This window comes from Enhygromyxa salina, assembly GCF_000737335.2.
Taxonomy (GTDB): Bacteria; Myxococcota_A; Polyangia; order Nannocystales; family Nannocystaceae; genus Plesiocystis; species Plesiocystis salina_C.
Window position 1 is genome coordinate 16,692 of record NZ_JMCC02000002.1, and the last position, 26,072, is coordinate 42,763.

The 26,072-nt window shown below is 67.6% G+C and carries 18 protein-coding genes; 10 read left to right on the forward strand and 8 right to left on the reverse strand.

All coding sequences use genetic code 11. From position 1 onward, the window contains the following. Positions 1 to 109: 109 nt before the first annotated feature. On the forward strand, positions 110 to 751 hold the full coding sequence (locus tag DB30_RS00935; protein WP_276204317.1) for a UPF0158 family protein: 642 nt from the start codon (positions 110 to 112) through the stop codon (positions 749 to 751). Here DB30_RS00935 and DB30_RS00940 read toward each other — a convergent pair. Continuing rightward, positions 738 to 1,166: a GNAT family N-acetyltransferase gene (locus DB30_RS00940; RefSeq protein ID WP_165703573.1), complete on the reverse strand. Its 429-nt coding sequence runs from the start codon at positions 1,164 to 1,166 to the stop codon at positions 738 to 740. The genes DB30_RS00935 and DB30_RS00940 overlap by 14 nt on opposite strands. Next, positions 1,153 to 2,280 (reverse strand): D-alanine--D-alanine ligase family protein, encoded by a 1,128-nt coding sequence (locus tag DB30_RS00945; protein WP_052546035.1) that lies wholly within the window; start codon positions 2,278 to 2,280, stop codon positions 1,153 to 1,155. Before DB30_RS00945 ends, DB30_RS00940 begins: the two co-directional genes overlap by 14 nt. Before the next feature lie 126 nt (positions 2,281 to 2,406). Here DB30_RS00945 and DB30_RS00950 point away from each other — a divergent pair, with 126 nt between their 5' ends. The 3 genes from DB30_RS00950 (at position 2,407) to DB30_RS00960 (ending at position 7,110) form a co-directional block, all read left to right on the forward strand. After that, positions 2,407 to 3,222 carry a class I SAM-dependent methyltransferase gene (locus DB30_RS00950; RefSeq protein WP_052546036.1) on the forward strand — a complete coding sequence of 272 codons (816 nt, stop codon included), beginning with the start codon at positions 2,407 to 2,409 and terminating at the stop codon, positions 3,220 to 3,222. A gap of 83 nt (positions 3,223 to 3,305) precedes the next feature. Then, positions 3,306 to 5,036 (forward strand): histone deacetylase family protein, encoded by a 1,731-nt coding sequence (locus DB30_RS00955; RefSeq protein ID WP_205632877.1) that lies wholly within the window; start codon positions 3,306 to 3,308, stop codon positions 5,034 to 5,036. Positions 5,037 to 5,076: 40 nt separating this feature from the next. After that, the gene (locus tag DB30_RS00960; protein WP_052546038.1) at positions 5,077 to 7,110 is read left to right on the forward strand and encodes a hypothetical protein; all 2,034 of its coding nucleotides are present in this window, start codon (positions 5,077 to 5,079) and stop codon (positions 7,108 to 7,110) included. Here the strand turns inward: DB30_RS00960 and DB30_RS00965 are convergent, their stop codons facing one another. Both DB30_RS00965 and DB30_RS00970 read right to left on the reverse strand, forming a co-directional pair. Then, positions 7,111 to 8,007 (reverse strand): radical SAM protein, encoded by an 897-nt coding sequence (locus tag DB30_RS00965; RefSeq protein ID WP_052546039.1) that lies wholly within the window; start codon positions 8,005 to 8,007, stop codon positions 7,111 to 7,113. Between the two features lie 18 nt (positions 8,008 to 8,025). Next, entirely contained in the window at positions 8,026 to 8,862 is an 837-nt protein-coding gene (locus DB30_RS00970; RefSeq protein WP_052546040.1) for a hypothetical protein, read from the reverse strand. A 512-nt stretch (positions 8,863 to 9,374) separates the two neighbouring features. Between DB30_RS00970 and DB30_RS00975 the strand changes: the two genes are divergently transcribed. Beyond that, positions 9,375 to 11,207 (forward strand): sensor histidine kinase, encoded by a 1,833-nt coding sequence (locus tag DB30_RS00975; RefSeq protein ID WP_052546041.1) that lies wholly within the window; start codon positions 9,375 to 9,377, stop codon positions 11,205 to 11,207. On the opposite strand, the gene DB30_RS00980 is transcribed toward DB30_RS00975, so the two are convergent. Then, positions 11,194 to 11,985, reverse strand: a complete 792-nt coding sequence (locus DB30_RS00980; protein ID WP_052546042.1) for a hypothetical protein — start codon at positions 11,983 to 11,985, stop codon at positions 11,194 to 11,196. The genes DB30_RS00975 and DB30_RS00980 overlap by 14 nt on opposite strands. A 127-nt stretch (positions 11,986 to 12,112) precedes the next feature. On the opposite strand from DB30_RS00980, the gene DB30_RS00985 reads away from it, so the two are divergent. Then, positions 12,113 to 17,332, forward strand: a complete 5,220-nt coding sequence (locus tag DB30_RS00985; protein ID WP_052546043.1) for an nSTAND1 domain-containing NTPase — start codon at positions 12,113 to 12,115, stop codon at positions 17,330 to 17,332. Positions 17,333 to 17,391: 59 nt separating this feature from the next. After that, entirely contained in the window at positions 17,392 to 18,357 is a 966-nt protein-coding gene (locus tag DB30_RS00990) for a hypothetical protein (protein ID WP_052546044.1), read from the forward strand. Between the two features lie 358 nt (positions 18,358 to 18,715). Here DB30_RS00990 and DB30_RS00995 read toward each other — a convergent pair whose 3' ends face one another. Next, entirely contained in the window at positions 18,716 to 19,039 is a 324-nt protein-coding gene (locus DB30_RS00995; protein WP_052546046.1) for a DnaJ domain-containing protein, read from the reverse strand. A 227-nt stretch (positions 19,040 to 19,266) separates the two neighbouring features. Between DB30_RS00995 and DB30_RS01000 the strand changes: the two genes are divergently transcribed. Continuing rightward, the gene (locus DB30_RS01000) at positions 19,267 to 19,734 is read left to right on the forward strand and encodes a hypothetical protein (RefSeq protein ID WP_146657777.1); all 468 of its coding nucleotides are present in this window, start codon (positions 19,267 to 19,269) and stop codon (positions 19,732 to 19,734) included. A 46-nt stretch (positions 19,735 to 19,780) separates the two neighbouring features. Here the strand turns inward: DB30_RS01000 and DB30_RS01005 are convergent, their stop codons facing one another. Next, entirely contained in the window at positions 19,781 to 21,844 is a 2,064-nt protein-coding gene (locus DB30_RS01005) for a serine/threonine-protein kinase (RefSeq protein ID WP_165703574.1), read from the reverse strand. A 245-nt stretch (positions 21,845 to 22,089) separates the two neighbouring features. On the opposite strand from DB30_RS01005, the gene DB30_RS01010 reads away from it, so the two are divergent. Further along, the gene (locus DB30_RS01010; RefSeq protein ID WP_165703575.1) at positions 22,090 to 22,485 is read left to right on the forward strand and encodes a helix-turn-helix domain-containing protein; all 396 of its coding nucleotides are present in this window, start codon (positions 22,090 to 22,092) and stop codon (positions 22,483 to 22,485) included. A gap of 101 nt (positions 22,486 to 22,586) precedes the next feature. On the opposite strand, the gene DB30_RS01015 is transcribed toward DB30_RS01010, so the two are convergent. After that, complete coding sequence (locus DB30_RS01015) at positions 22,587 to 23,213, reverse strand: sigma-70 family RNA polymerase sigma factor (RefSeq protein WP_052546050.1); 627 nt, start codon at positions 23,211 to 23,213, stop codon at positions 22,587 to 22,589. Positions 23,214 to 23,587: 374 nt separating this feature from the next. Here DB30_RS01015 and DB30_RS01020 point away from each other — a divergent pair, with 374 nt between their 5' ends. Then, entirely contained in the window at positions 23,588 to 26,068 is a 2,481-nt protein-coding gene (locus DB30_RS01020) for a hypothetical protein (RefSeq protein WP_052546051.1), read from the forward strand. Positions 26,069 to 26,072: the final 4 nt, after the last annotated feature.

Genomic DNA, 26,072 nt, shown 5'->3' on the forward strand with positions numbered 1-26,072 from the left:
GACCTCTGCGACGGCATGACCATGGACGATTCCTTCCAGGTCATGCTGGATCTCGAGACCGGCGAGGTGAACCCTACCCATAGACCGAGACGGCGATTTCTGGAACGAGCTGGCCGAGAGCATCGACGCCAATCCAGACCGATACCGCGTGGTCGAGCAGATCGAGAGTCGGGTCCAGTATCAATGGATGAGCGAGTTCGCGGCGTCACTCGACGACGCGCCGGACATCGCCAAGCAGCTAGGCGTGGCGCTCGAAGGGCGGGGGCCGTTCCGACGGTTTCGAGATGTCCTCGAGGGCCACCCAGATCTCCGGGCCCGCTGGAATGTCATGCGCAGCGAGCGACTGCTCGAGCGCGCGAGGGGTTGGCTCGAGGCGGAAGGCCTCCGCAATCCACTGACCCAGCCACGGGCGCTCGCGGCCCCACCTGTGCAGAGCGCCAAGCCAGCCGCGTCCCCCAAGGTCACCCTCGCGCACGTGCTCCTGCTCGGTGCGCCGGATGGCAAGACCGAGCTGGTCGATGGCCAGGTGCTGCGCACCATCACGGCCCCAGACGCCAAACAAGCCGACCAGCTCGTCCGTCGCCTGGTCAGCGACGCCTGCAAATTACACGGCATCGCCTACCGCCGCTCGCTCATCGATGGCCGCGACAATCTGACAGTGGGCGACATCACTGTGGTCCGTCGCGGGCTCGCGGCCGATGTGTACGTGGAGGTGCCGGCTTCGATCTGGCGAGCGTTCACACCCGCTTGACGAAGGTGATCAGGTCGTCGCCCTCGCGGTAGAAGTCCGCAATTCGCCCGCACTCTCGAAACCCTTGGCGCTGATACAAGCGCGTCGCCGCCTCGTACTCGGTCTGGCTGGAGGTCTCGACCCGGATGTTTTTGCCGCCGACGTCCCGAACGTGCAGATCCAGCGCGTCACACAGCGCCCGCCCAACCCCGCGGCCCCGGGCCAGCGGCGCGACGACGATCCAATAAAGGTCAAAGGTCGTCTCGGTCATGGGGGTCGCGCCAAAGCAGACATAGCCCAAGATCGGCTCGTCCTCGCCGGCGCCAGCGGCAACCAGCACTCGATAGCTCGTGTGCTCCCCCCGGGCGAGGACCTCGTCGATCAGCTCGAGCGCGACCTCGAGCTCGGGCTCGCCAAAGTTGTCAACCGACCGCAAAAGCGCAACGAGCGGTTCCCGATCGCGGGCGAACAAGGGACGAAGCAACGGGCCGCGCGCGGCGGACCGCTTGTTGGACGATGGTGTCGACGAGCTGGACATAGGGCACTTGGACGTCCCGTAGCGCGATGCAGTAGCCGGCCTCGGGGTGCAGATCAGGATTGGGGTTGACGTCGATGACGCAAGCGCGGCCGCTCGCGTCGAGCCGTAGATCGACCCGACCATAGCTGGTGCCGCCAAGCACGTAGAACGCAGCCTCTGCGGTGCGCAGCAGATCGCGGCGCGCCGCCGGCGAGATCAGGTCACCCAGCGGCACGGTGCGGGCCTGATACTCGGGCGACGCCTCGTCCCACTTGCAGGCGTACGTCACGATTGGCAGGCAGTCACGCGGATTGCCGGAGAAGTCGATGGTCGTGGGCACCAGCCGGGCGTGGCCGGGGCCGGGACCAGCGGGGAAGATCGCCACATTGATCTCGGGCCCCGGCAAGTACTCTTCCACCAAGTAGGGACCGGGTATCTTGCCAAGCAGGAATTCGACGCGCTCGCGCAGCTGGGTGTCATTGATCACAACCGACTCCTGCGAGATGCCGATTGACCCGTCGGCGGCGGCCGGCTTGACGAACAGGGGATAGCGAAGCCGGGCTCGCTTGACGGCGCCGAGCTTGGCCGGATCAACGACGGCGCAGCCCCGCGCGATCGGGATCCGGTGGGTCCCGAGCACCTGCCGAACCACGTCCTTGTGGAGCGCGTTGGTCAGCGCCCGGGCCGGGTTGCCCGTGCAGGCAAACCCGGCTTTGGCGAGGGCTCGTGGCACTTCTGGCTCACGCCGCGGATCCCCGCCCAGCGACTCGACGAGGTTGAACACCACGTCGATCTCGCGCGCACGCAGCTCGGGGATCAACGCCTCGATCGAGTCCTGCACGCCAAAGCGCAGGGGGGTGTGCCCTGCGCTGCGCAGCGCCTGCGTGACGTGGGTGGCGACTTCGGCGACGTCAGCGTTGGCGCGCGCGTCGAAGTCGTCAGTACTGGGAATGTCGTCGTCGGCCTCGACAAAGTCGAGGTTGTGGACGACAGCGACTCGGTGAGACCCGGGAGCGGGGGGCTGAGCAGTCATGTGCCGCGACGGAGCGTCTGCGTGGCTGCACTTTACTGCGGGGCGCGGCGCTGTCGAGGGGTCCCTTCGTAAACTTCAGCTCGGGTGATCTGGTCAACCGGACCGGGTCGGTACAGTATCCCGGCCGTGGTCAGTGCCGACGCTGGGTTCTATGATGACGAGGCGCACCTCTATGGGCTGGCGTTCAGCTACCGAGACGTGCGCGAAGAGGTCTCACGCCTGGCCGGGTGGGCCCGCGAGTTTGGCCTGGGCGAACCTAATTCAGCGCTCGAGCTCGCGGCCGGTCCGGCCGACCACGCTCGGGAGTTTGCCGGTCGGGGCGCGAGGGCGACCGCGCTGGATCTGTCGGCCGCAATGTGCCGCTACGCCCAGCAGACCGCCGCTGAAGCGGGGGTTTCGGTCGAGGTGGTGTGCGCCAACATGATCGATTTTCAGCTGCCCGAGCCGGTCGAGCTGGCGTTTACGCTGATCAATTCGCTCGCCCATGTGCACACCTTGGACGACCTGGTCGCGCATTTCGCGTCGGTGCAAGGGGCGATCGTTCCGGGCGGAATTTACGTGGTCGAGCTCGAGCATCCCCGCGACTTTCTGGGTCGCGGCGGCCGAACCACCGGCGTCAGCCAGCCGTGGCAGGTCGAGCGGGACGGGGTGACGCTCACCACTCGCTGGGGTCTGGCCGACGATCCCTACGACCCGGTGGCGCAGCTTTTTCATGCGAGCGTCCAGCTCACGCTGGTTCAGCGGGGGGAGACCCGCGTTGTCAATACGACAATTGTCATGCGCGATTGGACACTCGACGAGGTCCGGGCCGCGAGCCGCTTGGCCGGGGGCGAGCTGGTTCCGGTCGCGTGTTTCGGTGACTTCGAAAGCGGGCCGGTCACGGCCGAAGCTGCGTGGCGAGCGATCTTCGTGTTCCGGCGGACACTTCGCTGCCCTGCGTGATCCAGTCCACGAGGGTGGCCGCAAGCGGGCGAGCAGCCCCCGCCCGAGCTGAAAGCAGCAATCTCATGTTTAGCATCCGACGATTGAACGACCTGGGGACGCCCGCCGACCAGGCCCGGCTCGCGCAAGTCCAGACCTTGTTTCGGGAGGCGTTCCCGGACGTGGCCGAGTTCGCCGACACGCTGCCCGAGCAGCTCAACCGCCGGCATCGCAAGCGCTACCAGATGGTGCTGACCACCTTCGAGACCGCCCGCGGCCGGGTTCGGGGGTTTGCGCTCGCCCACTACCACGCCGACTTGGCGTTCGGGTACCTCGACTACCTCGTTGGGTCGACCAGCACCCGGGCCGGGGGCGGGCGCGGCGGGGCACTGTATGAAGCGCTGCGTGAGACGATGAAGGGGCTCGGCGCGACCGGCATCTTCATGGACGTGCCGCCCGACGAGCCCTCGATGGTCTCGGACCACGGTCGGCTACGCTCGAACCGGGCCCGGCTGCGGTTCTACGAGCGCTACGGGGCGCGCCCGATCATCGGCACCGCCTACGATGATCCGCCGCCGCTCGGGCAGACCTACGATCCCCCGTTCTTGGTCTACGACCCGCTCGACAGCGACGCGCCGCTCGACATGGCACACACCCGCAAGGTCGTCGCCGCGATCTTGTCGCGCAAGTACGGATGGAAGAAGTCGGATCCCTACACGCGGCGGATTGTCGCGTCGTTCAAAGATGATCCGGTCCAGCTGCGGGCGCCTCGCTACCCCGCCAAGCCAGCGGCGGGCAAGCGAACAGCTCCGGCCAGTCCAAGCGCGCCGGTCCTGCACCTGGTCGTCAGCGAGCACCACGAGATTCACCACGTGCGCGAGCGTGGCTACGTCGAGCGGCCAGCCCGGGTCTCCGCGATCCTCGATGGCATGCGGCCACTGACCACGACCACCCACGCGGCCAAGCACCGCGCGCTGGAGGCGGTCTGCACCGTGCACGACCGCGACTTTGTCCGCTACCTCGATCGGATGTGTCGCAAGCTGGCGCCGACCGAGACCCTCTATCCTTATGTGTTCCCGATCCGCCGACCCGAGCGCAAGCCCAAGGATCACTGGGTTCGCGCTGGCTACTATTGCATCGACACCTTCACGCCGCTGTCACAGTCAGCGCTGGCGGCGGCCCGCGGCGCGGTCGACTGCGCGCTGACGGGGGCCGAGCTGCTCGCCGCTGGCCACGGCCCGGTCTATGCGCTGTGCCGCCCACCCGGCCACCACGCCGAGCGCCGGGTGTTTGGTGGGTTCTGCTACTTCAACAACGCCGCGCTGGCGGCCGACGCCCTGGCAAGCCGCGGCCGCGTGGCGCTCTTGGATATCGACTATCACCACGGCAACGGATCGCAGGACATCTTCTATGATCGCAGCGACGTGATGTTCGTGTCGCTGCACGGGCACCCGCGGACCAGCTATCCGTACTTTTGCGGGTTCGAGGACGAGCACGGCGTGGGGGCCGGCGAGGGCTTCAACCTCAACATTCCGCTGCGCGAGGACACGGATGACGCAAAGTACCTGCGGGCGCTCGAGCGCGGTCTCAAGGCCATTCGAAAGTTCGACCCGGCCTACTTGGTGGTCTCGCTCGGGTTCGACATCATGCAGGGCGACCCAACCGGTGGGTTTCGCGTGACGCCCGAAGGCATGCGGGGGATCGGGGCCGCGCTCGCGGGACTGGGGCGTCCGACCTTGTTCGTGCAAGAGGGCGGATACGCGCTGCGAAACCTGCGACGGGGCGGGCACGCGTTCTTTGATGGCTTTTGCGGGGCGCTGCCCAAGCTGGGGTAGGCCGGGGTCGCCCTGGCGGGCGGGTCTGGTAGCATGGCGAATGTTCAGACTCCGCCGCGCGCTGCTCACCCCCATTTTCCTCGCGAGCTTTGCCGTCAGCGGCTGCAAACCCGACGCCGAGGCCCAGAACAAAGCCGAGCGCGAGGCGAACGCGAAGCGGGTCACGAGCGACTCGACCGAAGACGCGAGCGAGCCGATCGTCGACGAGGACTATCGCTTCCGCCTCGGTCTCCCGGGCCCAGGCTGGAAGTTGCTGCGTGAGGGCGACGCGTCGAAGCTCCAACCCGACGCGATCGCGGCCGCGGTGATGACCGGCGGAGGTGGTGCGTACGGCGTGGTGATCATCGAGCGGCTGCCGGGCACCACCCTCGACCAAGCGAAGGCGCTGGTGTGGGATGACACCCTGCCAGACTTGGTCATCGAGGCTGAGGTCGATCTCGAGTTTCAAGGTCTTCCCGCCAAGCGGCGCACGTTCGCGGCCACGGTTGAAGGGCGCCCGTTTCACTTCGTGTCCACAATCTTCACGCGCCAGGGCTACCTGCATCAGCTACTGTCCTGGTCGGCAAACGCCGAGATGGCCGCGGAGCTGCTGCCCTTCCACGCCGCGTTCGAGCTGCTCGACGGCGAGATCACAGGCAGGAACTCGACCCGGCCCCCGATCATGACGGCCAACGGCGTGGGCTGGCGGATCCGCGACGGGCGCTACGAGAGCGCGCTGAGTGAGCTGCGGGCGCGCCCGGCCGAGGGCTGGCGGTTTGTGATCGGCGCTGAGCTCGAGCAGCTTGGCTCGGACGCAGAGATCGTCATGGTCAGCGAGACGACCAACGCCTACATCGCGCTGACCGTGGAGCGGGTCTCGAAGGACCGGGTCCCGGCCCTCGTCGAGCTCAACCGTCGCTTGTTCAATGATGACCGCGAGGCGCCGGCCATCGCAACCTCGACCCGCAAGATCGCCGGTCGCGAGGTCGAGTTTCGCAGCTACCACGAGGGCCCGCTCGAGTTCGTTCACGGGGTGTACCCGGGAGATGCGTCGGTGACCCAGGTGCACGCTTGGTATCCACTCGGCCTCGCAGACAGCATGGTCGACTCGCTCGAGCAAGCGCTCGCCGGGCTCGAGCAGATCCCCGCGAGCGAGCGCGAGCAGCTGCGTCAGGAGCTGCTTGGCAGCCGGTCTGGCCAGCGCCGGTTCACGGTGGGTCGGGCCTTCCGCGCGGGCGAACTGCTCGACTACGAGCACCGCGTGGCCTGGACCATGCCCGAGGGATTCTGGCAGGTCGATACCTTTGAACGCGCCCTCGGACACACGGACGGGACCGTGTTGAAGGTGAGTGAGCTCGACCTCGGCGTCTACGCTGCGCTCGAGGTGTTCGAGTCCGACGCGACCCCAGCCAACATCCTCACCGAGCTCGTTGGTGACGACAAGGTGCTCTCGCGTGACACCGTCGTCGTCGACGGGCTCACGGTCCAGCGCGCGCGCTCGATCGACTCGACGCAGAGTCCGCCAATGAGCTACGAATTTGCGATCGCGGACCGCGGTGACTTCATGATTGCGATGTCGGCGTGGACGGCAGACGAGACACCGGCGCATCGAGAGGCGATGACCGCTGCGCTGGCCGGGCTCGACTACGAGCGAGACATCGAACAAACCACCGTCGCTGGCGGGGTGTACACCGACGTGATCCGCGGGTTCTCGTTCAAGACCCTGGCGGGCATGGGGCAGCCCAAACTCCAGGACCTTGGGCTGGGTCATGTCGCGGCCTGGACCAAGGGCAGCCAGGAGCTGGTCTCGATGGTCATCGTGGGCGCCAACATCGATGACGAGGCGTGGACCACCAGCTTCTTCGAGCAGCTCCTGCGTGATCGCGTGGGCACGACCCATCCGCTTGGCCAGCCCGAACGTGGCGAGGGCAAGCTCGGCGGTCACACCACGCGTCACCTGAGCTGGGACCAGGGCGGCACAACGCTGGCCGCTGACCTCGTCGTCCGGGACGGCGTCGTTTACTGCATCTTGTACGTGAACCTAGAGAGCGCGCAGATCCAGACCGTGCAACGCAGCTGGACGCTGCTCGAGTGATCACAGCCCGCGCAGTCGCTCGGGCTTGAGCAGACGCTCGTCACCGCGGGCAATGACCTCGTCGAGGATCCCCAGCATCGCCGGGCGATCCGCCGGCAGGGTCCCGCGCAGCGGCAAGTAGTTGCTCGCGTGATTGCTCGAGAACCGGCACGCGCTAAACCGCGACGCGTCGACGATCGTGCGCAATTCTTCGATCATGCGAAATTTACTGGGTAGCTCGAAGTCCCCGCGCGCGGCCATGTCGTGCAACGGCGTGCCCGGAACGATCGTGGTGGTCAGGGCGCCGACGTAGGGCGGGTCCATCTCGGTCAGGGTCTTCGCGGTGTTAATGGCGTGCTGCTCACTGAGCGCGACCCCGCCGATCCCCAGCAGCACGATGACCGAATGGGTGATCCCAGCGGCGCGCAGCTTGGCCGCGGTCTCGATCAATTCTGGCCGCGTGCCGCCCTTGTCGATCAGCTCGAGGACCTGCTCGTCGCCGGTCTCCATGCCGTGATAGACGATGCCAAGCCCGGCCTCGCGCAGCTCCTCGAGCTCTGCGACGGACTTGCGCCCGACGCTGCGGGTGTCGCCGTAGGTGCCCACGCGCTCGACCCACGGCCAGTGCTCGCGGATCCCAGCGAGGATCTGCAGGAGCTTGCGGGTGCTGAGGATCAGCGCGTCGCCGTCACACAAGAACACCCGCTTGGGCAGCAGCGCGCGGCGACCATGGCTCGCGGCCTTGGTCCCAAGCTCGATCAGATCCGCCTCGATCTGCGCCCACGCTTTGGGCCGAAACTGCTTGTCGCGGTACATGTCGCAGTACACGCAGCGGTTGTGGCTACAGCCAAGCGTGACTTGCAACAACAGGCTCTGCGCCTCGCTCGGCGGGCGGTAGATGCGGCCGACGTAGTCCACAGCCGGTCTATACTCGATCTACGCCGACTTGCAGACCCCGACATCGGGCACGGGCGGCGGCTCCCCGGCTTCAAACCACGGCTCGCAGGTCATGAAGTTGGGGCACTCGGGCAGCGACAGCTTGCAAAACGGCGAGCAGCAGCCCGCTTGCTCGCAGCCCGCCACGGCGGCGCCCTCGATGCACGCGAAGCCCTCCGCGCACTGGACCGCGTACTCACAAGGATCACCGAGCACGCCCGCGCCCAGGTTGGTGCTTGGGGTGCACGTGAAATTGCCGCCGTTCGGGGCGCACGCGTAGCCCGGCCCGCAGTTGTTTGCCAGCGGATCGCAGGTTGGGACGCACAGCGAAGGACAGCCGCTGCATGGCTGACAGATCGCCGGGACGGCGCCGTCGCAGCTTGGCGCGCCGGGTGAGCCGCTGCACAGCGCCAAGCACACGCCGGCGTTTTGCTGGTCTAGCCAGGTGCACATCGCCCCGAGCTCGCAGTCGTCGTGGCCCGATCCGGGATCACCCGAGGTCGTGCACGCTTCGCCGGGCGGCTTGGGGTTGGCCGCCAACGGTACGCAGCTTGGATGCGCGACGGCGTCGACGATCTCCCAGCTGCACTTTTGGTTGGCCGGGCAGTCTTGCAGCCACACGTCGCAAACGAACTCGTTGCCGGCGAGATCGAGGGTGGGTCCCGGGTCGGCGCTGTCCGCCTCGGCCCCATCCTCGCTGTCGTTGCTGTCGTTGCCGTTGCTAGCGCTGTCTGCCGCAGTGTCGAGCGCGGTGCTGCCCACCTGCTGGTCGCTAGCGGCGTCGATGCTCGAGCACGCGCTGACGGTCAAGCAGGCGACCCAGCTGATCGCCAGCATTAATTCGGACCGCCTCCACCTGCGGGCCCGCCATCGCACGACGGCCTCCAAATAAGTCACCGCGCCAGCCTACGCCGGAACACCAACGAGCGTAAATAGCTGTGGGGTCGTTCCTGGGTCAACGCGCCTGGCGAGCGGTATCATGCCCACGCGCCGAACACCGATGAGCTCGAGCGGCGAGCTGCGCTGCTCGAACTGACAACGGACTTGGTGGTGATGCCCAAGCTCGGCGGTAGCGAGACCTTCGACCCATGCGCGAGGCCGCGCGAGATGTCGCTGTGCTGTTCTCGTCGTCGTCGTCGCCGACGCGATCAGGAATTGAAAAAGCGCGGGCTCGGGGCGTGCCGTGGATCGCATGGACGCTGCGACCCAATGTCGCAGGGCCGGCGGCGGTCCTGGCGATTCAAGTCCGCAGCGGTCTCGCAAGTCGCGTCTGCGCGGCTGAGACCGGGTTGTGGAGAGCCCGCGAGAATGGGGTGCGTGATAGCCGCGAAACGGGTACATGTGTGTAGATGATCCTCTCGCACCTCGACAGCGACGCCGAGCGCGACCACGCGATCGTCGGCGACATCGGGGTGCTCTATCCAGCGCCGGTCTCGGATATCGAGGCTGTGTTGCGCTTGCACTTTGCCGAGGCGCCCGCGCAGATGCTGCGAGGTCTGCTGATCGGCAGCGACGACGAATACCTCGAGTGGATCGTCGAGCAGCTGCAGCTCATGGGGAAGGTGCCCTTCGCGATGATCGGCGAGCTCCAGGGCGAAGACTGGGATCGGGTGCGGACCCTCGAGATGCGCTCGCCCAATGGGCGTGAGCCCAATGTCACCTACGACCTCGCCAACACCCCTTGCTACAACGTCGTCGGCCGCAACGCGTGCATCTATCCCGCTGGCGTCGCGCAGCTGTTTGCGAAGGACGACATGTTGGTCCACATGGGCGTCGAGAGCTACGTGGGCGTGCCCTTGTTCGATCCCGGCGGGCGGCCGCTCGGGCTGGTGGCGCTGCTCGACACGCTCGCGTTGGACGAGCCGCGCATGCGCGAGACGCTGGGCCTGATCCTCGCGTTTCGACCCCGGATCGAGACGGTGCTGATCAACCGGCGGGCGCGGCGAGACTGGGCGTTGCTCAGCGGCAGGATCGCCGCTCCCGAGCACGGCGATCCGCTGGGGCAGCTCATGGGGTCGTTCGCGCTGGCGATGCAGGTCCGTGGGGCGTTCGTGTCGCGCTTCGTCGACGGGTCCCGGCAGCGACTGCGCACCGCGGCGCTGGTCGTGGATGGTCAGCTGCGCGATGCGATCGAGTACGCGCCGCTGGCCGAGGTCGAGCTCGCTGGCGAGGTGTTGATCCGCGACGCGTTGGCGTTGGCTTGGCCGGGCGCGGAGGCGCTGGGCCAGTTCGGTGCGAGCTCGTACTTGGTCTCGGGCCTGACCGGCGCCGACGGCCAGCTGATCGGTCACCTCGGGCTCATGCACGATCGTCCGCTCAACCGGCGGATCGGCGACCAGCCGGTGGTTCGCGCGTTCAAGCAGCAGGTCACCTTCGATCTGCGTCGCGCGATGCTCGAGGCCGAGCGGCGGGCGACCGAGCGTCGGTTGCTCGAGCTGCAGCGGACCGAGAGTCTGGGCCTGCTCGCGGGGGGCGTCGCCCACGACTTCAACAATTTGTTGGTGGGCATGCTTGGCAACGTCGAGCTCGCGTTGCTCGACCATCTTGGGTCGGGGGCGGGGTCGGGGTCGGGGGCCGCCATGCGCGAGTACCTCGTCGACATTCGCGACGCGGCTCGCAGCGCGATGCAGCTGTGCCGGCAGATGCTGACCTACGCCGGGCGCGCTGAGGTCGAGGTGACGCGCTTCGACCTCGTTGCCGAGCTCGATGAACTCAGACGGCTGCTCGCGGCATCGATCTCGCGGACCATCGAGATCGTCGTACGCCGCGAGTCCAAGCACAGCTGGATCGACGGAGATCCGATCCAGATCCGCCAGCTGCTGATGAACCTCATCACCAACGCCGCCGACGCGATCGGCCAGGCCCGCGGCCGGATCGAGGTGGTGCTCCGCACGGTCAGCGTCACCAACGCTCAGCCGATCGTTGGCGTGACCGGTGCCCTGGCGCCCGGCAGCTACATATGCCTGGGCGTGCGCGACGACGGCTGCGGCATGGCCAAGTCCACGCTCGAGCGCATGTTCGATCCCTTCTTCTCGACCAAGCCAAGCGGGCACGGGCTCGGTCTCGCGCCGATGCTGGGGGTCGTTCGGGCCCATCGCGGGACCGTTGTGGTCAGCTCCGAGTTCGGCGTTGGGACCGACTTTCGCGTGTACTTGCCCGAGGCGCAGACTACCGAAACTTGAGCGAGAAGGTCCGCTCGGTGCAGGTCTCGAGCTTCTTCGATCCAACCTCGAGCGGCTTGAAGCGCCAGGTCTTCAGGGTGCGACGCAGGATGTCGTCGACCTGAGGATCGTTGGGGAATGGGACCTTGGTCTTGACCTTGACGACCTTCCCGGTGCTGTCGATGCAAAACGAGACCGTGCTCTTGCCGTCGCGCTTGTCGAACCGGGCTGCTTTTGTCTGTTGCAGCAGCGCCTTGTCAGGGTCGGGCGAGTACACCGCGCGGGCCATGACCGCCGCGAGCGGCTTGACGGTGGTGGTGGTGGTGGTGGTCGGGGGTTTGGTCGAGATCGGCGGGTGCCCAATGCCAACCGTACCAATGGGGATCCCACCCACGACGCCGCCGACTTGGCCACCTAGCACGCCGTTGGGGATGCCCTGTGGCACACCAGCGGACTTGTGCTCGGGGATCTTCGTGGGCACCTTCTCCGGCTGGACCTCCTCGAGCGGCTCGGGCTCCTCGGGGACCTCGTCGTGGGTGTCGGGCTTGTCTTCTTCGACCTTGCTGCCGAGCGGGGGCGGGGGCGGAGGTGGAGGCGGCGGCGGCTGCTCGGCGGTCAGGGCCAGCAGGATGTACTCGGTCGAGGGCGGGTCGACCCGCGCGATCGACATCTTGCCGGCGACCCACCCGGCCGCGATCATCATCGTGGTCCCGGTGATCGCCACCGCTGCGGCAAAGGTCAACATTGCGGCGCGCTGGGGGTTGGGTCGGTTGTGGTCCAGGTAGTGTTCGAAGTTCATCGCTTGGCCTCCGCGAAGGCGGTTGCAGCGGGCTCCCGGTGGTTTCAGAAAAACCTCGATTTCTCGCGGGAGCCTGCGCGGCAACCGCGTGGTCGGGACGCGACGGGGGTGAGGTAAAAACGAGCGGGTGGACGAGGATCTCGAGCAGCCGTTTCCGCGCCTCGAGATGGATGCGGTCGAGCTGCGGCGGCAGCAGCAGCGCCTGCTGACCGCCGTGTTCGGGACCCAGGGCGAGGCCCCGCTGCTCAAGCACTACGAGCTGCTTCACGAGCTTGGCCGCGGATCGATGGGGGTCGTGCATGCGGCTCACGATCGCCGGCTGGACCGCAAGGTTGCGATCAAGACGCTCGTCGCCGATCAGGATCCCGAGCTGCGCCAGCGGCTGGTCCACGAGGCCGTGGTCATGGCCAAGCTGGCCCACCCAAACGTGGTGCCGGTCTACGAGATCGGCGAGTTCGAGGACACGACCTTCATCGTCATGGCCTGCGTCGAGGGGGTCGGGCTGCGAGCTTGGTTGGACCAGGCGCCGCGCAGCGTGGACGAGATCCTCGAGGTGTTCATGGCCGCAGGGGAGGGGCTCGCGGCCGCCCACGCCAAGGGCATCGTGCATCGCGACTTCAAGCCCGACAACGTGATGGTCGGCGATGACGGACAGGTTCGGGTCATGGACTTTGGCGTCGCGTCGCTGGGGGCGGCCGGGCTGCGGGCGGGTGCGCACGCGCCCGGGTCCGAGCGAAGCCAGACGGGTATGACGCAGACCGGCGCGCTGGTGGGCACGCCCGCGTACATGGCACCCGAGCAGCTGCGTGGCGGCTGGGCCAACGCGGCCAGCGATCAATTCGCGTTTTGTGTCGCGCTGCACGAGGTTCTGTATGGCGTGCGGCCCTTCGTTGCGCCCACGCTGCTCGAGCTGCGCGACGTGGTCGAGCGCGGCGAGCTGCCGGCTCCGCCCCGCGACACCAAGGTCCCGGCGTGGGTCCGCGCGATCGTGGCGCGCGGGCTGTGCTGCGAGGCCGCGCACCGGTTCGAGTCGATGCGCGCGCTGCTCGACGCGCTCACGGTTGGCGAGCGGGCCCGGTCGCTGCCCGCGTACGTGTTCGTGGCCCACCATGGCGCGGACACGCTGGAGGTCCTGCGCGTGTGTGAGGACCTGCTCGCGCTGGGCGTGCGTACCTGGCTCGACGTCTGGGAGGACGACGCCGCGTCCAAGGCGGCGCAGATGCTCGAGCAGGCCCCGGCTGTGCTGGTGGTCCACGGTCCCGGCGGCTGGCCAGCCAACGCCGCGCTCGCGCCGGTGCTGCGGGCCCGGATCTTGGCGGCGCCGAGCTCGGTGTGGTGCCTCGAGCCGTCGAATGCATCCAATGATCCAGCGCCCGCCGACTGGCCGGCGTTGGTCACGGTTGGGCGCGTCGATCCTGATCAGGATGGCTGGTCCGAGCTGTCGCGGCTCGCTGATCTGATCGGGGCCCAGACCGATCGCAGCAGCTGGCTGGCCGATGAGGCCCAGCGCGCTGGGGTCACGGCCGAGCAGCTCAGCCCCTACCGCGGGCTCGAGGCGTTTCGCGAGCGCGACGCCCGATGGATGTTCGGGCGCGAGCAAGAGACCGCCGAGCTGGTCGAGCGGGTCCGGTCGAGCACCAGCGGATTCTTGAGCGTGGTCGGTGCGTCGGGCTCGGGCAAGTCGTCGCTGGTGATGGCGGGCCTGTGTCCGGCCCTGCGCTGCGGCGTGCTGGGGGCGGACCTCGTCTGGCAGATCGCCGTGCTGCGGCCGGGCGCGCGACCGTGCGAGTCGCTCGCCCGCGCGCTGATCGGGCTTCGAGCCGGTCCGGGTTCGGGCGCGGGCGAGACGGCGCCCAGCGTGGACCAGCTGCGCCAGGCGATGCTCGACGACACCTCGACCGCCGCGTCGATCATTGCCGGGTTGGTTGCAGCGCGGGCCGAGCCGGCTGGGCCAAGGCTCCGGGTGTTGCTCATCGTCGATCAGCTCGAGGAGCTGTTCACAGAGGCGGGGCTCAGATCTGGACCTCCTTCGCCGGAGGTCGCAGCGTTCCTCGAAAATTTACTCAAGGCCACGTGGCGCAAGACGGGGCTGCTGGTGGTGTCGACGCTGCGGGCCGACTTCGTCCATCGCTGTCTGGAGGTCAGGTCGCTCGCGCGGGTGCTGCATGGCGGCACGCACTTGGTGCTCCCGCCCATGGCCAAGCACCAGATCCGGGTGGCGATCGAGCAGCCGGCCCGGCGGGTGGGCTACGAGGTCGACCCCACCCTCGTCGCCGAGCTGGTCAACGCCGCAGCCGAGAACCCTGGCCGGCTGCCGCTGCTGCAGCACGTGCTGCGCGAGCTGTGGCTGCGCCGCGATCGGGACACCCGACAGCTGCGGTACGACGCCTACGAGGACACGGGCGGGCTCGAAGGGGCGATCGCCGTCGCGGCCGATGCTGCCTTGGACCAACTTCGCCGCGAGCTGGGCGAGCCGGCCGACGACGCGGTCCGGCGGGTGATGACGCGGCTGGTTCACCCCGGCGAGGTCGCGCGCGGCGACACTCGCCGCCGCGCGACCCGTGACGAGCTTGGCGGGGATCCGCGGACCGCACGGGTCCTGACCGCGTTCGTCAGCGAGGCCCGGGTGCTCGTCGCGTCGGAGGTCGGCGGCGTCGAGGTGATCGAGATCGCCCACGAGGCGCTGCTGCGCGAGTGGGCCAAGCTGGTCGAGTGGATCGACGTCGATCGTGACGCGCTGCACCTGCGCCACGAGCTGGCGCAGGGCGCAGACAAGTACGCGGCCCACATGGATCCCGAGTACCTGTGGGGCAAGGGCCGGGTCGAAGAAGCGATCCGCGTGCTCGGGCAGAGCACCGTCGAGCTCGTCGAGGACGAGCGCCAGTTCCTCGATCGCAGCGCCCAGCGGGTGCGCAAGCGCGAGCGGCTGGTCCGGTGGGCGGTCGTGGGGGCGTTCTTCGGGTTGATCGCGTTCTCGGGCTTCATGCTGGGTCTGGCCCTCGAGAACCAGCGTCAGGCCACCGACAATCAGGCCCTGGCCGCGTCCGAGAGGTCCGCGCGCGAGCGGGCCGACGACGGGATCAACGCGCAAAAGGGGCTGCGCGCGTCGATGCTCGCCCAGGGCCGGCTGGATCTCGAGCCGCTGGCGTTGGCGATCGAGGCGCTCGGCGCCTATGGCCCGCCCTTTGATCGCCCGCCCGCCGCCGACGTGTATCAGGGCACCCTCGACGCGCTCGCGATGCGCGGCGTCGTGGGCCCGATCGCCGCGCTGGAGGCCCACACCCGCAGCGTGGTCGCGGTCGCGTACGCGCCCGATGGTCTGCAGCTCGCGACCGGCAGCCGTGACGGCAGCGCGCGGCTGTGGGACGCGAGCTCGGGTCAGCTGCTGGCGGTGTTGGAGGGGCACACCCGCAGCGTGACCTCGGTCGCGTTCTCGCCCGATGGATCGCGACTCGCAACGGCGAGCTGGGATCGCAGCGCGCGGGTCTGGGACGTCAGCGCGGGGACCCAGCTAGCCCAGCTCGAAGGACATAGCGACGACGTGGTCGAGGTCGTGTTCTCGCCCGATGGCGCGCGGGTGGCCACGGCCAGCTCCGACGACAGCGCGCGGGTCTGGGCCGCCGACACGGGGAAGGTCATCGCGGTGCTCGACGGGCATCAGGGCAACGTGAGCGCGATCGCGTTCTCGCCCGACGGCGCGCGGGTGGCCACGGCCAGCCACGACGCGACCGCGCGGGTGTGGGACGCGAGCTCGGGCGCGCTGCTGCTGACCCTGGCCGGCCACAACAGCCGGATGCTCGACGTGACCTTCTCGCCCGACGGCGCGCGGGTTGTCACGTGTGGCTACGAGGGCATCGCGCGGGTCTGGGACGCCGCCACCGGGGATCCGCTCGCGCAGCTCGAGGGCCACGCGAGCAGCGTGGTCGCGGCCGTGTTCTCGCCGGACGGCTCGCGCGTGGCGACGGCCAGCTTCGACGACACCGCGCGGCTGTGGGATCCAAGCACCGGCGAGCTCCTCACGCAATTCACGGGGCACACCGACGACGTGGTCGCGCTGGCGTTCTTGGGCGACGGCACCCGGCTGATCACCGGCAGCGCCGACGCGACCGCGCGGGTCTGGGACCTCGACTCCGGTAGCGAGCTGGCGAGCTTGGCCGGGCACACCGACGATGTCTTGGCCGTCGCCGCCGCGGCCCACGGATCCCGCTTTGCGACCGCCAGCGCCGACGCGACCGCGCGGATCTGGGCGCTGAGCACCACGGCGCCGCGCAGCCGGCTCGAAGGCCACACGGGCAAGGTCGCCGCGCTGCGCTACGCCAGCGACGGCACCCGCTTGGCCAGCGCCGGCGACGACGGCAGCGTGCGGGTGTGGGATCCAGGCGCGCGCAAGCAAGTGTTCGCGCTCGAGGGCCACGAGAACTCCGTGGCCGCGCTGGCGTTCTCGCCCGATGGCGCGCGCCTGGCCAGCGCCGGCTACGACTCGAGCGTGCGGCTGTGGGATCTGCGATCGGGCCGCTCGCTCGCCGTGTTTCAGGGCCACACCAGCTACGTGGTCGCGCTGGCGTTCTCGCCCGACGGCCTGCAGCTGGCCAGCGCCAGCTACGACACGACGGTCCGCTCGTGGGGCACGCAGTCGCTCGAGCAGCTCGCCGTGTTTCAGGGCCACACCAGCTACGTGGCCGCGCTGGCGTTCTCGCCCGATGGCTCGCGCTTGGCGACGGCCAGCTACGACGCGAGCGTGCGGGTGTGGGACGTGAACTTTGGGGATCAGCTCGCGCTGCTCGAAGGCCACCGCGGCTACGTGGGCGCGGTCGCGTTTGCGCCCGACGGCGCCACGATCGCGTCGGCCGGGTGGGATCGCAGCGCGCGGCTGTGGGACGCGAGCTCCGGCGCGCAGCTGCACGCGCTCGAGGGCCATGGGGATCGCGTGGTCGCGCTGGCGTTCACCCCGGACGGGGCGCAGCTCGTCACCGCGAGCGCCGACCACAGCGCGCGGCTGTGGGACGTCGATCTCGGCCGGGTCTTGCAGGCGTTCACGGGGCACACCGACGACGTCGTCGCGCTCGACATCTCCCCCGATGGCACCCGGCTCGCGACCGCGAGCGTCGACGACAGCGTGCGGGTGTGGCAGCTGAGCACGGGGCAGCAGCTGGCCAAGCTCACCGGGCACACCGGGGACGTCGAGCAGGTCGCGTTCTCGCCGGATGGTTCGTACCTGGCCAGCGCGGGCTCGGACGGCAGCGTGATGCTCTGGCCCATGCCCGCGGCGGCGCTGGGTTTGGCTTGCGATCGGATCCGGCCCTACATGAAGCGGCCTCGCGTCGCGAAGATCTGCGATCGACTGTAGGCTCCAACCTCCACGAGAGCCTGTTGTATCCTTGTCCCAGAACCAGTACTAGTGCCAGTATGTCAGAGTGGGATAACAAGAACGAACTCGTCGGGGCCAGCCTCTCCAAGGTGCCTGTGTTGGGTGAGGCACTCGCTACAGTCTACCGCGGGTTCCAACGCGACCTTAGCGACTACCATCAGCAAACGCGCATGAGCGACTTCGAACTGCTCATGCGGGAGTTTGCTCAGCACTCGTCTGACCGTGCAGGCACGGAAGACGACGCGGCTTGGTATGAAGAGCGCCTGAAGGACCCCGAGGTTTCCGAGACTCTATTGATGAAGTTTCGCGCGATGGAGCGAGCGCCTGGGCGCTATGCTCGGTTGTCAATGGCGAAGACCTTTGGCATCTACTTCGGCAACGATCGTCCGGCTGACGAGTTGTATCGCGCTGTTGGCCGATTCTTGGAGACGGCGACCGACGACATGGTTGCCAGCGCCAAGACGTTATCAGAACTTGTCCGTCAATTCGCCGCTCAATCCGAGGTCGGCTATGTTGAGGTGCGAGTCATGGGAATTGGGGGGCAGCTAAACTTCCACGTCCAAGTCCAAGTTGCTAGCGGTGAGATTGTGCCGCACATGGAACCGACTCAGGTCCCTCGGACCTTACTGTTCCGCATGATCGCTGCGCTGAAGAATGCCGGCATCGGGGAGGACGTGATGGGCGGAGGCGCTGGCGCCATGTCGGGCGGGGGAGTCATTGCGTTCTCGGCGGAAGGGCTCGGCCATGTACGTCTATTGGCCGGCTTTTTGGTCATCGACCGCAGCCTGGAACAGAAGATCCTCTCAGTCTTGCCTGAGAACGACGATGGCCTCACTCTGCTCGAACTGCACACCAAGTTGGACTCCATTGCGGCTGGCGGCTTGAGGTATGCCGAACTGCGCGAGGCCCTTGCTCGCCTCGAACTCGAGGAAAAAATCCAACTGACTGACGCACGAATTGTCCATCAAACAAAAGGCACCCACATCGAGACCCAGGATGGCTAAGACAGAGCGTCGACACTGCGTTCCCCGATTCTACCTCGATGCGTGGTCAGATGCCTAAACCGGGCTAATTCTCCATGTGTTCTCGTTCGGTCAAAGAAAACTGGTCAATCCCACCACTACGGCATTGGAAGAGTGTTGTCGCCGGGGCTTCCTCAAAAATGATCATGCTCGAGAACCAACTACTTGTCCTCGCACAGTTCATCCTCACACTGGTCCGGCGCCACCCCGACGAAATCGACGCTAGCGCCAAGACGTACGAGGCTTCACCACGGGCGACTTCGTACCACGTGGCCCAAAATGGAATGCCTGCCGTCCCCGGGTCGGGGGACGTGCGAACGCTGCCCCGACTCACGCCGCCTTAGCTCGAAGGCGTTCGGATGTCCGGCCGGGTCGTCGGGGCGATCGACTTCCGCTGCCCCCGAAGGAGACGGCGCGCCTCCGCCCGGGGTAGATGGGCATCCAGGATCGCGGTCACGGTCTCTTCGATCAACGCCGACCCGACAATGCGAGCGTCGTAGTCCGCCCGGGCGGCGGGATCGAGCAGCACCGCATGGGCCTCAACGAGCACTCGCGCTCGACCAGGTTCGACGCGGAGGAACTCTCGCTGGTAGGCGTCGTGGATCTCGTCGCGCTCCGCCTTCGGGCCGATCCCGAGGATCGCGTAGTAGTCGAGGTCACTCATGCTGCCGCCGCGCTCGTCTCGCGGCAGCGACGCGCTCGCAACCCGGGCGCGCAGACATGCCTTCGATCAGCACCGGACGGCTGGGTGACGGGTGGCAACGGCGTTGTACGGGCAGCATTGCTCATCGTGCCGACCAGCCGGGTGGCAGAAAACCCAGCGGTCGAGCCGCGCGCGTCGGCGGTGCGACGCTTTCCTTGCCAGCCAACAACTGGCGGAAGGAAAGCATCATGTTCATCAAGCTACAGGTACTACTCACGTTCTTCGCAACGCTCACTACCACCAGCGGGGGCCCGCCTGATCTGTGCGACCTCGTTTACACGGACACGGGCAAGCCGATCCTCTGCGAGCCTCACCGCGACGGTGCGCCGAGCTTCGACGACACAGTTTGCTGTGAGGGTCGCAGCTGCTCACCGGCTCGGGAGGGTTCGTGCGCCACGGGTGAGCCGTTCTACTGCGAGTTCGGGGAACTGCGGGCCAGCGGTGAGGTGAGCTGCTACTTCGAGGTGCCCGAATTCTGCGAGGTATTTCCCTGCAAGCAGGGGTTCCAGCCCCAACCGCAGGCGAACTATATGTGCTGCCACGGAGGGATTTGTTGGAACACTTATCACGGCTCAAACGACTGCGAACTCCAGGACATCTACTGGTGTAACGACGGCGTCACGAACCAGGACGGCACCGTCACCTGCTTCGACTAGCGGTTGAAGCGGTGGGAGGAGACCTGCCTCGTCCCACCGCTGGGCCCTACCCTCCAACCAGCTCTTCAATGGCGATGTCAAACCGCCAAACTTCCTCTTGTGATCCGTGTTGGCTGGCCATGTGTCGACCAGCCTGCAGCACTTCAGCCGCTCGACGAAATTCCCCGGTAGCGCTGTAGCGGTTGGCCAACGTGAACGCGTCTTCTGTGTACCTACCCCAAGCTTCGTTGTCCGCATCCAGCTTCAGCAGACCTCGCTCGACCGTCTCCGCATTTGCGAGCCGTCCCAGTTCGACAAAGGCAAAGAACTTCAGCATCAGGAGCGCGCGCGTCCGCCAGCTCCCATGCCCAAATTCTTCCTGGTGCACCCGTAGCGCCAGCTCCAAGTACTCCAACGCCTCGCCCGCCCGGTGCACCGCCAGCAACCCGCGCGCATAGCTCTCGTGCGCCGCGCTGAGTCGCTCGCGCGTCCCCCCGTGGTTTTGCAGCTCCGCCTCCCTCAGCTCCACGGCGTGGAGCAGCAACGCCACCCCGCGCTCGCGCACGTTCTCGGGCCCGGCCAGCAACCCAAGCCCGTGCACCTGCAGCAGCTCCGCCACACGGTCCGGTCGATACTCGACGAACACCCCTCGGGCCCCGAGCGCATACGCGTCCACGCTCCCGAACTCCCCGCGCGCACCCGCGACCGCGGCCAGCTTCATCTGCACCTCCGCCCCAAACACCCCCAGCCCCATTGCCCATGCCTCTTCGTAGGCCCGCTCGAAGTCCTGCACCGCGCCGTCGAGTTCTCCGTCGAGCCGACGGATCTCCCCGCGCCAGAACATCGCCCGCGCGACGCCGTAGTCTGATCGCAGCTCCAGCGAGAGGTTCATGTAGCTTTGCTGACGATCGCGGGCGACCTCGAGATCCCCCATCCCGACCAACGCCTGCACTTCAACGTCGATGTTGCGCAGTTCGAGCAGCCCGCCATAGCCCCACTCGGCGTCGTGCGGATGATCGATACAATGATCTGGATCAGGTAGCTCCGCGATCACGGTCGCGTAGCTCAACCCCTCGCGCAGGTGCGGCGTCCGAAACGCCTGAACGGTCGCCTGAAACCGGTCGCGCAGGCTCGCGCTGCACGGCGACGGCTTCGTGCTGGCCCCGCTGGCCTTGGCCGCGCTGCACTCCGCCGCGCGAACGTCCACCCACCGACCGGCCCAGCGATCGAGCCCGTCGCCGGCCTGACGGTTTCCAAACGCGCCGCGCAGCTCCGACTGGATCTCATCGTCCCAGATCGACGCGAGCTCGCCACTGATGTCTTCGCACGCGTCAGCGTGGGCCGGCTGCGCCGACACCAAGAGCCCAACCGCCACCGACGCAGCGATCGCCACCCCACAGACGGCCGCTGTCCACGGCCAGCCCGGCTTCGCCGGCTGATGCACAGCCTCTAACGCACCCAACAGCGCCGCCATGTTTGGCCAGCGCTTGCCAGCGTCGGGCGCCAGCCCCCGCGCGAGGATCTTGTCGATCGAGCGCGGCACCCTGTCCGCACGGCTTGGCTTCGACACCCGCCCGCGCTCGCGGTCCGCCATGCTGGCGAACGGCGAGTGCCCGTGAAACATCTCGTAGACGATCATGCAGTACGCATACAGGTCGTCGCGCACATCCAGAAACCCGCGTTCGACCACCGCGGGCGCCATGTACTCCTTGGTGCCCACGCGATCGCCCATGTCCAGGGAGTCGTTGACCAAACAGGCGAGCCCGAGGTCGGCGACAAACGGCCGTCCGTCGGCATCGAACAGGATGTTGTTGGGTTTGAGGTCACGATGCAGGATCCCCGCGTCATGGATCGCCGCCAGCCCGCGACCGATCTGCAGCGCCACCTCCAAGGTGTCCTTCCACGGCCCCAAAAATTCACGCTCTTCCAGCGTGCCGCCCGGCATGTAGGGCATCACGAGCGCGATGAAGTGAAGTTGGAACAGCCCCACGTCGATCACAGAGATGACGTTGGGGTGCTCGACCAGGGCGAGCAACCGGGCCTCACGCAGTGGCGTGTACCTGCGGCCCGCCGCTGCGGCCTCGCATAGATCTGCTCGCGCGCTATCAGTAATCCCCAAAGTCTCCAGCATCTCGGGAGTCATCGTGTGGAGCGCCGACAAGTCAAGCGACACCTTACATGCGACCCGCCGCTGGAGCTGGCGGTCCCATGCCTGCATCACCGTCGCGTGGCCGCCGGAGCCGATTCCGGCGATCACGAAAAATCGATCCTCCGAGAGCCGGGGAAGATCGTCGAATGAGTGCGTCGGTGCATCAACCATGCTTCGGCGATGGTAGCAGCCCCGCAAATGTATCGTCTCGAGAGAACTCACCAACCGTGCCGACTCCCAAGCAGCCAAAAGTCAAAAAAGATCATCACATATGTGTGGTGGACCTGACATCGCGGATCGAAGTGGCGCGACCCAGGTCAATCATCGGCCGACAGCCGATCGTGGGGCAGCGTTTGCGCGAACTCCGGGAACAGAGCGAGCTGACGCGGGCAGAGCTGTCGGAATGGACAGGAGTGGCGACAAGCGCGATCGTTCGACTCGAGCGGGGCCAGGACGTGCGTCTATCCACGTACTTGCCGATCCTCGACTATTTCATCACTCACGCACCCCAGGGATGGATGCTCGCGGAACGCTTCGCGCTGTTGTCCCCGTCGCGCCGTCGCAGGCTGATCGCGGCGCTCGACCGCCTCGGACCAGAGGGTGATCATCATGACGAAGCGTGAGCCTGCGTTGGCGTCGGCGCTCCAGTCCCGGCGAACTGGGCGATTGACCGTGCTCGGGGGGCGACGCTTGCGCGCGTGAAGGGGCGGAGATCGGGCAGCTGCTATCGCCTCGCGGTACCTGAGGAGTTCGAACTCGAGGAGTCCGAACGAGGTGGTAATTGACGATGACGCTTGAGCATCGCTTGGACGGCCTGTCGGCGCAGGTCTTCTCGGTGTCGTTGGGACTCGAGCTGCGCGACGAGCTTCTTGCGGAGACGGGAGACCGAAGCGCGCACGGCCGCGGGCCCGAGATTCAATTCGTCAGCGATCTCTCGATAGGTGTACCCATACGCTCGCGCCTCGATGATGCGGCGCGCGCTTGCGTCACAGACCTCGAGCAATGCGTCGACACGCTGCAGCTCGTCACGGGCACGAACCCGCTCGCTCGGGCCCGCGGCGCTCAGGCAATGCCGCGCCGACTCGCAGCCAACGACCCTGTTGTTGCGGACGCGCGTCAACTCGCGACGCACGGCGTTGTTGGTGCAGGAGAGCACCCAGAAGAACATGCGCTCAGGCTCGGGTATGTTGCCCGCGCGCAGCTTGGCGAGCATCTCGATCATCGCCGACTGAATGACCCCGTCGAGTTGGCTTCGCTTGCGGAAGAACCTGCGCGCCCATTGGCGGGCGACCATGACAAACTGGGACGTCGCCGAAGGGTCCCCGTCGAGCAGCTTCTGATGGTCCAGCATCGTGCGGACGATATCAGCGACTCTCTGGGACCCCTGGCCTTTGGTACAAGCGCGAAACTGACCCGATCGGGAAAACGCGCGCGTGCAGCGTCCAGTGACGGGGCTGCGGCGACGCTCGAGATCGCTGATTTCCTCATACGATCAATTTCCGCCCGGAGCAGCGCCGACGAGAGCCACACGTTGCGCCCTACGGACTGGGTTGATCCGGGGGCTAGCGGGCGGTTGGCGGAAACGTGGTTGAAGTTGGAGGGGACGCAAAACCGCGGTCGCAGTCTCCGATACTCTGCGCACGGACCTCGACCACCGTGCTGCATCACGAACACGTCCAGCGAATCCAAGCCCGACGTGAGCCGTGCGCTGCTCGCCTCGTAGACATGTCCAAGGGCCAACCCCACCGGCTGCTGCTGCTCGTGTTGGTGCTCGTCTGCGCGTCCGGCTGGGGCCCTCCGTCTGCGCCGCCCGAGGCCGCGCCCGCGCAAGTCGACCCTGTCGTAGAGACCGCGCCAGTGAGCAACGCCAAGCCGACGCTCGACTCGAAAGAGCGGACGCCCCACTACCTCAAGGTCGGCCGGTGGATGGGGCGCGTGGTCGAGCGCAAGCCGGGGCGGGTTCGCTACCGGTTCGAGGCGCCAGGCGCTTCGGCCACCTTCGTCGATCTCAGGCCCCGCCAACCGGGTGACTCGAACCGATATGGAACCGACGAGGTCGCGGTCTCACCCGAGCCCGGTGTCGCCGCGGATCCCGAGCTGTTGGATGCGATCACGGGCTGGCTGCGACGAAGCGAGGGAGGCCCGAGCACGCCGTCTCACGCCGCGGGCGAGGATCCAGGGGAGCCAGGCCACGGGGACCTCGACTCACCAGCCGTGCGCGCGCCGTTGATCCGCGCGATCGGTCAGGGGCTGTTCGGGCTGTGGGCAGTTGCGGGGTTGATCGCGCTGCTCGGAGCCTGGCGCTCGCGCAGCCACGCGAATCCCGAGCCGCCCGAGCCCGAGCGAGGGTCCTGGAGGAAGTTGGGTGTCGCGCTGTTAGTCGCGGCGGGGGCGATCGGCCTGCGGTTGATCTTCGCCGCGCCGACACCTCTCGATGACGACGCGCTGCGCGACCTCGGCTCGGGGATGAGCTGCGCCAGCGGACTGTGCCCGGGTGGAGCGACGGCCTCGTTTGGCGGCGTCCACCACGGCACTGGATTCCCTCGCTTGCTCGGGCTGTGCATCAACATGGGCCTCGACGTTGGCGGGATTCAGGTGTTGCTCACGGTCTTGTTTGGCCTGGCGGTCGCTGTGACTTTCGACGCGGGTCGACGTCTTGGAATCTTAGTTGGCGCGCTCGCGGCCGCTGGCGAACTGAGCCTGTTGCTCGCGGAGCTGAGCGCCTCGGGTGAGGTGCTGTGGAACCCCGCGAGCGTCGCCCTGCCGGCCGCGCTAACCGTGGCGGCGGTACTGCGAGGCGCGGCGACAGGTCGACCGGGCCCGTTCTTGCTCGCGGGCGTGTGCGCGGGCCTGGCCTACGAGGCTCACGTCGCGAGCCTGGCGCTGTGGCCCGGCCTGATGATCGTCACGGCGGTGACCGCTGGCGGCCCACGAGCGGGGCGGTCGACTGCGGCCGAGCTCGGCCTGCGCGCGCTGTGGCTGCCGGTCCTCGCAGGTGCGCTCGCGGTCCCCATGATCGTGTCGCCAGCGTCGTCGATCGTGAACGGGCGGGTGATCCTCGCCGAGCTTGGCTGGGTGGGGCTCGGCGTGGGTGCGCTGAACTGCATCATCCTCGCCGTTGGGCTCCGGCGCTGGAGCACGGCGAGCGACGCGTCCGGCTGGCGCCCGAGTCCCGCGGCCCTGGCCCTGGCCCTGCCGCTTGCGACCCTGATCGTGATCCTGTTCACCTCGGGCTTCGTCGAGGCCCACCCGGTTCGCTACTACGCGCCAGCGTTCCCGGCGATCGCCGTTGGGGGTGCGTGGTTGCTGGTGCACTTCGTGACGCACCGCTTCGAGGCCCCGCGCGCCGCTGCAGGCGTGGTGGCGTTGGTGGGCGGCGTGCTCGTGCTGAGCTCGCTGTCTGCATACATGGGGCGGATGGCCGTGGATCGGGATCGCTGGAACTACGCAGACGTCCGGGCGATCGCGGCGGTGTTGCGCGAGCGTGGCGTCGGCGGTGGCGAGCTGCACCTCGCGATCCGCGGCGGCCTGTGTGGGCGCGAGCGCTACGGGGATCGGGGCCAGCACCTCGACGAGCTGCTCGTCGGTGGCCTGCGCTTGTACGGCAAGATCGACCTCGACCCGCGCGCCCGGGGCCGGCCACCATCAACTTGGTTTGTCGCAAAGCTACGCAATGACGAGCTGCCCGAGCTGACTGGGCCCGCGACGATCCTCGCCTCGGGAACCGGGCACACGATCGTGATGGCGCCCTACGACCCGGTGCTAGACCTCGCGGCCATGCGCCACTGTGTGCAAGTCGCTGGCGCTGAAGCGGAGTGTGTGACGGCCGAGCCGCTGCCGCTCGATCTGCGTGGCGGTCTGGTCCTGCCGCACCACGATCCGGGGCGCAAGCCAGGCCCAGATCAGCAACTCGTTGCCTACTACTACGAGATCCCACTGCACCCAGTCTCGACCCCGCGCCAGACAACGCTGTGGATCAGCGCGCAGGTCGAGCCGGGTCCGTGGCGGATCATCGAGCTCGAGGGTGGGGCCTCGACCGCGACGGAGCTGCCGGCGCGGCGCGTCGAGCTGCGCGTCGAGCCGGGCGTCGCGGCCTCGGTCACGGTTGGGCACCTGCTCGATGGCGACGATCCGTGGTGGGGTCGGTGGCCGCCCGTGCTCGAGCTCCCCGAGGATCTCGAGCTGCGGGCGCTGGTGTTGCAGTAGGATG

What these genes read in the sequence shown, in the direction of transcription:
- DB30_RS00945 (WP_052546035.1), bottom strand. Translation starts at nt 2,280, where the DNA reads ATGACTGCTCAGCCCCCCGCTCCCGGGTCTCACCGAGTCGCTGTCGTC.
- DB30_RS00960 (WP_052546038.1), top strand. Translation starts at nt 5,077, where the DNA reads ATGTTCAGACTCCGCCGCGCGCTGCTCACCCCCATTTTCCTCGCGAGC.
- DB30_RS00970 (WP_052546040.1), bottom strand. Translation starts at nt 8,862, where the DNA reads ATGCTGGCGATCAGCTGGGTCGCCTGCTTGACCGTCAGCGCGTGCTCG.
- DB30_RS00975 (WP_052546041.1), top strand. Translation starts at nt 9,375, where the DNA reads ATGATCCTCTCGCACCTCGACAGCGACGCCGAGCGCGACCACGCGATC.
- DB30_RS00980 (WP_052546042.1), bottom strand. Translation starts at nt 11,985, where the DNA reads ATGAACTTCGAACACTACCTGGACCACAACCGACCCAACCCCCAGCGC.
- DB30_RS00990 (WP_052546044.1), top strand. Translation starts at nt 17,392, where the DNA reads ATGTCAGAGTGGGATAACAAGAACGAACTCGTCGGGGCCAGCCTCTCC.
- DB30_RS00995 (WP_052546046.1), bottom strand. Translation starts at nt 19,039, where the DNA reads ATGAGTGACCTCGACTACTACGCGATCCTCGGGATCGGCCCGAAGGCG.
- DB30_RS01000 (WP_146657777.1), top strand. Translation starts at nt 19,267, where the DNA reads ATGTTCATCAAGCTACAGGTACTACTCACGTTCTTCGCAACGCTCACT.
- DB30_RS01005 (WP_165703574.1), bottom strand. Translation starts at nt 21,844, where the DNA reads ATGCTGGAGACTTTGGGGATTACTGATAGCGCGCGAGCAGATCTATGC.
- DB30_RS01015 (WP_052546050.1), bottom strand. Translation starts at nt 23,213, where the DNA reads ATGCTGGACCATCAGAAGCTGCTCGACGGGGACCCTTCGGCGACGTCC.
- DB30_RS01020 (WP_052546051.1), top strand. Translation starts at nt 23,588, where the DNA reads ATGTCCAAGGGCCAACCCCACCGGCTGCTGCTGCTCGTGTTGGTGCTC.